The following is a 6,496-nucleotide window of genomic DNA, read 5'->3' as shown; positions in this document are numbered from 1 at the left end:
AGATGGTTATCTTGTGGATTTATGAAAGTTGAATCAACCTTTCATCGTATTAAGGGATATAAACTACTTCCAATCCTTATTAATAGCATTTCAAAGGTGGAAGAGCATGGTAAACAGTCAGCAGGATGAGAAAAATGAAGTAAAACTAAGCTACCGAAATTCTACGGAAGATAGGACAAGCTCTATTAACATATGTTTCATAGATTAGAAACTGAAATCGTTAATTCATACTTGAGGCCATTATGCAGAAGGATATTCATAAATCTAAATAATATGAATGAAAAAAATTTAAATCTCTATGATAGTAAAGCACGACAAGGAATTTCAGTATGTGATGCCTCTAGAAAAATCTCTGCAATTGTTTTCTCAGATTTAACAAACCCACAAACCTACAGGGATTGCAAAACATGGGCATATGTTAATCCTTACGCAGATAATCCACTATGCAATCATCAAATAAATTCTTGGTTTAGATTAAACGGTGCTTTTATTGACGATTTTAAACATGATACCTATTAATTTGATAAATAATAATGAACAAGAATATTACCGCAATGCTTTATTTTTAAGATTCCATATTACCTTATTCTATCATTCTACCTTTCAGCAATTGCCATTTCACATTTCACTTCCCCCGCCTGATGCTCATTTTCATTTCCTTGCACATTTTCATCAACAATAACCTCTTCCTGCTCTCTTAACTCTTTAAACTCCAATTTGGTGTTTATCTCTACTTGGCGTGCTGAAAATTCATTTAGACATTCTTCAAATTCAAAAGGCTTATCTACTTCTGCTTTTGCTTCTTCAAGCTGTACTTTTGAATCCTCCAATTTCCTAACAGTATCATTAAGAAAACCATCAATTCTTTCTACTGCATTTTCTATTCTTGTTATACAGCCAAGTTCAGAATTACCAAGCTCCACTCGATAAGCCAATGCCCCTTTAATCTGAACCTCCATTTGCTCAAAGCCTGTTCGAGCAAGTAAAATCTTAAAGCCACGATATGTTCCAATTTCAAGTGGAGCACCATTTACATGGATATAATTAACCTTACTCATAACAAGAAGTCTTTCTCCTGCTTTTACCCTTTCAGCAAATGATTTTCCATCAATATTCATGATAAAATCTTGGGAAGCAGTTTTATCCCTCAAACCAATATCCTTTTTTAATGCTTCAATCTTTTGCTCACAATGGGCTATCAAGCCAGGATATTTGCTTTCAATATTACGCTTTAGAATTATCTTTTCATTATTCCAATTGGCTTTTAAAAACTTTAATCTTGTAACTTCATTATCCACTTCCATTTTCTCAGCTAATAAAGGATTTGAAGTTGCAATGGCCTTTACCTCAGCTGCCGATAAAACAGTCTCATCCATATCCTCACAAGAACGTGAGATACTTTTCCCCGTCATTACCTGACTTATATACTTCAGCTTTTGCTCTTGGATCTGCCACAAGTAGGCATCAAAGGTGCCTTTGGTAACATACCTAAAGATGTTTACTACCGGATTTTCATTTCCCTGCCTTAGGATTCTACCATCACGCTGCTCAATATCACTTGGCCTCCAAGGACAATCAAGATGGTGTACAGCAATGAGTTTATTTTGAACATTTGTACCAGTTCCAAGTTTTGATGTACTTCCAAGCAGTATCCTGACATCACCAGCTCTTACCCTTTCAAATAATGCTTCTCTTTGCTCATCCGTCTTTGCATCATGAATAAAAGCTATCTCTTCAGCATTAATGCCTTTTTCAATAAGGCACTCCTTGATTTCATCATAAACGTTGAACTGACCCGGCTTTGGAGTACCTGAGTCACAAAAAATGATTTGCGTTGAACGAGATTCTTTTGTGGCTTCCCATATATCAAACACCTTATGAATAGCCATATTAAGCTTACTCTCCACATCATTTGGAGCTTCCCCAATGACCAATCGTGGGTCAATGGACATGAGCTTGGCTTCATTTGTGAGTTTCAGCATATTATCTTCACATGCATCTACTTGACCGGTACGGATTTTCTCAGCCCGCTCAACAAAGGTTTCCATAAGCATTTTCTGAAATGGTGTTGCTTCTATTGCAATAATCGTTGCTTTACCACCATCAATATCAGGTGTTGGAAGCCTTAGCATATCTGCCGTCTGTATACCTGCCACAAGTCCAAACATATTCATAAGTTCAGGCAGATTATGAAATTTAGCAAAACGATTTTTCATTCGATATCCGGAGCCTTCAGGAGTAATTTCCAAGGAGGATACCACTTCTCCAAAAGTAGCTGCCCAACTGTCAAAATAGTTTAGCCCCATTCTTTGAAGCATCTGCGGCTGTAGGAATTTTTGCATCACATACATCTCACTCATACTGTTTGAAATAGGAGTTCCGGTAGCGAATACAACTCCTTTTCCATTATTAATTTCTTGGAGATATTGACACTTCAAAAGCATATCCGAAGCCCTCTGGCTTGATGATTTTCCAATCCCTGCTACATTCTTCATTTTTGTATAAGTGAAACAATTCTTATAAACATGAGCTTCATCGACAAAAATGTAATCCACACCTAACTGTTCAAATGTTAAAAGGTCATCTTTCTTCCCCTCTGCCAAAAGCTTTGTCAGCCTGTTTTTAAGGTTATTCTGAAAGATGGCCATTTGTTTTATTGACCAATTATCTCCCTTTTCATCACGAATCTTTTTTATAACATGAGAGATTTGATTAATCTCATCATTAAGCTGCCATTCCTGACGTTCTTTTGATATAGGTATTCTTTCAAATTGGCTGTGGCCGATAATAATTGCATCATACTCACCCATTGCAATACGAGATACAAATTTATTTCGATTGGCTTTTTCAAAGTCTTTCTTAGTTGTCACCAGTATTTTAGACTGTGGAAAGAACCGATAAAATTCTTTTGCCCATTGCTCTGTCAAATGGTTTGGGACTACATACATTGGTTTCTTGATTGCACCAATACTTTTTAGATACATTCCTGAAGCGATAAGCACTGCTGTTTTACCTGCACCAACTACATGTCCTGCTAATCCTGTACCGGAATATATTACCCTGGCTGCAAAGTTCATTTGGTGAGGGCGAAGCTTTATCTCATCACTCATTCCGGGAAAAACCAAGTGTGAACCATCATAAACCCTTGGTCTTATGGTATTGAATTTGTCATTATAGATTTTTAGAAGTATCTCTGCCCTGTCTTTTTCATTAAATAACCATCCTGCAAAAGATTCCTTTATCTGATTTTGTTTGGCTCTTGCTATCATGGTCTCATTTGCATTAATGACATATTTGATTTGGTCCTTACCATTTGCATCTATATATGGAACTGGGTCTCTTACTGTAGTGCTTTGGAGATTTAGACAGTCCTCAAAAATCTGATATGCATTTACTCTTTTTGTCCCATAGGTATTGTTAACTTTAACTGAGCTTGAATCTCTTGTCTTATTTAGCACACGCCATTGTGTTGTAAATTCCATATACTCGATATCTATAGCATCTTTTAAATAGTAGGGAGTTCCAAAGGTTTCATGCATAAACTGACGATAATACTCTCTCGGTATCCAAGATGATCCAATTCTAAAGTCGATTTCTCCAGGTAATAGTTTCTGAGGCTGCACTGATTCTAAGGCTTTTACATTTCTTGAGAATAATTCAGGATATTCCTCTGCTTTCATTTTGGCATACAAAAGCTTATCCTTTACCTGTCCACTTAAGTATTCCTCATTAAGCTCCCATCCTTCATAATAGTTTCCATAATACTTCTGAGGGTTTAAAAAAATCCGGTCTCCAAGTTCTTCTATTAATGTGTCTGCACTTTTATTTGTTAATGCTTCCATATACGATAAATCTATTTTCATTTTTACATTTAGGCTTATCTCAAGGGCTTCCTTTGCTGTTTCTGCATGTTGGGGTAAACGATATGATTTAATTGTCGCCTTATAAAATATTGGTGCCTTTGTCCATGTTTTTTTATCATAGCCTTGGTCTTCAATTGAACGAAGCAACGGAAATTGGTCATCATCTGAAAACACAGTTATGTTTGCTTTGTCATTTATAAATCCACACTCACTAACAAAACTATCATAAACATCATTTAATATGTTTTGTGCATCTTTGAGCTTGCTAGGCACATATTCCCTTGTTTGTACATCAATAACCTCTAATAAGGCTTCCCTTATTTCACAAAGTCCTTTAATCCTATGTGCCCTTTTACCGGTGTAATCTTGTGGAATTAACTTATTGTGTTCACAGTAATAAATCTTATCTTCCATAACAACATAAGTATAATTCTTTGTTCCAGCAGGTGCATGAACCTCTATCGATTCATTTTCAGGTTCCTCTACCTCTTCTACTGGTACAACTGCTTCAGCACAGAATGTCGCATTAAGTTTACTAATAGCTTTATTTAGTTCTTCATATAAGTCCTGTCCATCTGTTGCAATACAAGCTGTTCCATCTTCATTTCCATACATATTTCTGCTATGCTGCATTTTTCCCAGTATCATATCCGGATTATCAATAAAATACTGATTCATATGAATATAATCAGACTTTCTGGTATCCGTGAAAATCCAATCAGGCAGAGAAAACTTGTCGAGACTCCTTGGGCTGCTATACTTTTGGAAAAATAGAATATCATCTGTAACCTCAGTTCCCGCAAGAGCCTTGAAAGCATCATTAGGAAGCCTGATAGCTCCTATTAAATCCGCTCTTTCTGCTATATATTCACGGACTTTTGTATCTTTCTTATCCATGGTACCTTTACTTGTAATGAATCCGATGATTCCGCCAGGCTTTAGTAAATCCAAGGACTTTGCAATAAAATAATCATGAATCAAAAAATTCTCATCAGCGTATCTTTTGTCATAAAGCTTAATATTGTTAAAAGGGATATTTCCAAGTATGATATCAAAAGAGTTGTCATCATAATTTGTAGTTTCATAGCCCTGTACACTAATTTTAGCCTTCTGATATAGCTGTTTTGCAATTCTCCCGGTGATACTGTCAATTTCAACACCGTATATAGCTGTATCTTCAAGATCATCTGTAAGGACCGAAAAGAAATTTCCTGTTCCCATAGCAGGATCAAGTATCTTTCTATTTTTCCACCAGTAAACCCAAACTGCCTAATTGCACTATACATATGCTTTATTAAGTCAGGTTCAGTATAATATGCCGTTATTGTTGAATTTCTTGCATCCTCATATTCTTTTTCATCAAGTAAATGTTTCAGTTCCTGATATTCATTCTCCCAGCCTGATGCTGTATCAGAAAAAGCGTTGGCGAGACCGCCCCAGCCTACATAACGTGCTAACACTATCTGCTCATCATGATTTGCAAGGCGATTTTCACTCTCAATCCTTTTCAACAACTTAATAGCTTCAATATTATTTTTATATTTGGTTTTCGCTCCGTTTGGATAGAGATTATAGCTTTCTGAATACTGGAAGTTTATTTTACTTAGCGACACCCCATTAATATTTTCTTGCATTAAAAATGAGCCACTATCAGGTGACTCATCATGGTATGGATTAGGATTTTCGTTATTATGTTGATTTACCTTACTTTGTATACCAGTTCGTTCAAGACTATTTCCTCCGCTGCTGCCCTTAGGCTGTTCATATGTCTTGTCTTCTCCATTATATCCTCTGTCTTTGGCATCTGATTCTTCATCAGCATCTGTTGCAATATATTCTCTATTTTCTCTACTGCTTCCTCCTGAACTTTGTGCATTATCTCCATTAGTGTGCCATCCATTTTCAAAATCATATATCGCTGTAGGTTTCCTTCCAGTAGGTATTCCATTGCCATTCTGCTGTATTTGCCCAGTGGCTGGTCGTAATTGCTGTCGTTGGATATTTGAATGTTGGGAATTTTCATTCCATCCTTCTCGGTATAATCCATCTTTAATATGCTCATCTGCAGTGCTCCTTTTCCTATCAAGAGTTTTGATACTTCTTTCTATTTCTATTAAAATACCTTTTGAAACAGATGTAACCAAATGACCAAGCTTTGCAATTAAAGGCAATGTATTAAAATGTGCAATGGTTGCCATACCATCTCCAATACCTAGTTCTTCATCAGACAGCCCACATCTTTTTCCTACAAAATATGAAATACTATCGCTTAGCATTTCTTGAAGCTGCATCTGCAAACCATCCTGTGGAAGGCTTTCAAATATAACATTTTCATCTCCCTCATAAAAACTATGTAATTGCAGGTATTGGCTTTCCATAACAGTTTTGTGCGATATTTGCTTGATACATTCTGAAAAATTTTCTGTGTTTAGATTATGTTCTTGTGAAAAATGCATAACAATATGTTTTGTGAGCTCATCATCAAACTTCCAGCTAGTAGCGATAACTTCTTTCCCATGGGTCTGGGAGACATCAAATAAATGTTTTATAGTAAGCCTCGCATTCTCATATTCACATACTGCAATGCCTGTAGAACCTTTATTGGCATACCTTCCAACTCTATTCCATATAGC

The 6,496-nt window shown here is 36.1% G+C and carries 1 protein-coding gene; it reads right to left on the bottom strand.

Annotated features, from left to right (window positions below):
* Positions 1–596: 596 nt before the first annotated feature.
* On the bottom strand, positions 597–5,084 hold the full coding sequence (locus VIO64_RS11350) for an Eco57I restriction-modification methylase domain-containing protein (protein WP_331918209.1): 4,488 nt from the start codon (positions 5,082–5,084) through the stop codon (positions 597–599).
* Positions 5,085–6,496: the final 1,412 nt, after the last annotated feature.

The sequence above is a fragment of the Pseudobacteroides sp. genome (assembly GCF_036567765.1).
Taxonomy (GTDB): domain Bacteria; phylum Bacillota; class Clostridia; order Acetivibrionales; family DSM-2933; genus Pseudobacteroides.
Note: the sequence above shows the minus strand (reverse complement) of the source record. Positions and strands in the feature narration are given on the sequence as shown.

What these genes read in the sequence shown, in the direction of transcription:
- VIO64_RS11350 (WP_331918209.1), bottom strand. Translation starts at nt 5,084, where the DNA reads ATGGGAACAGGAAATTTCTTTTCGGTCCTTACAGATGATCTTGAAGAT.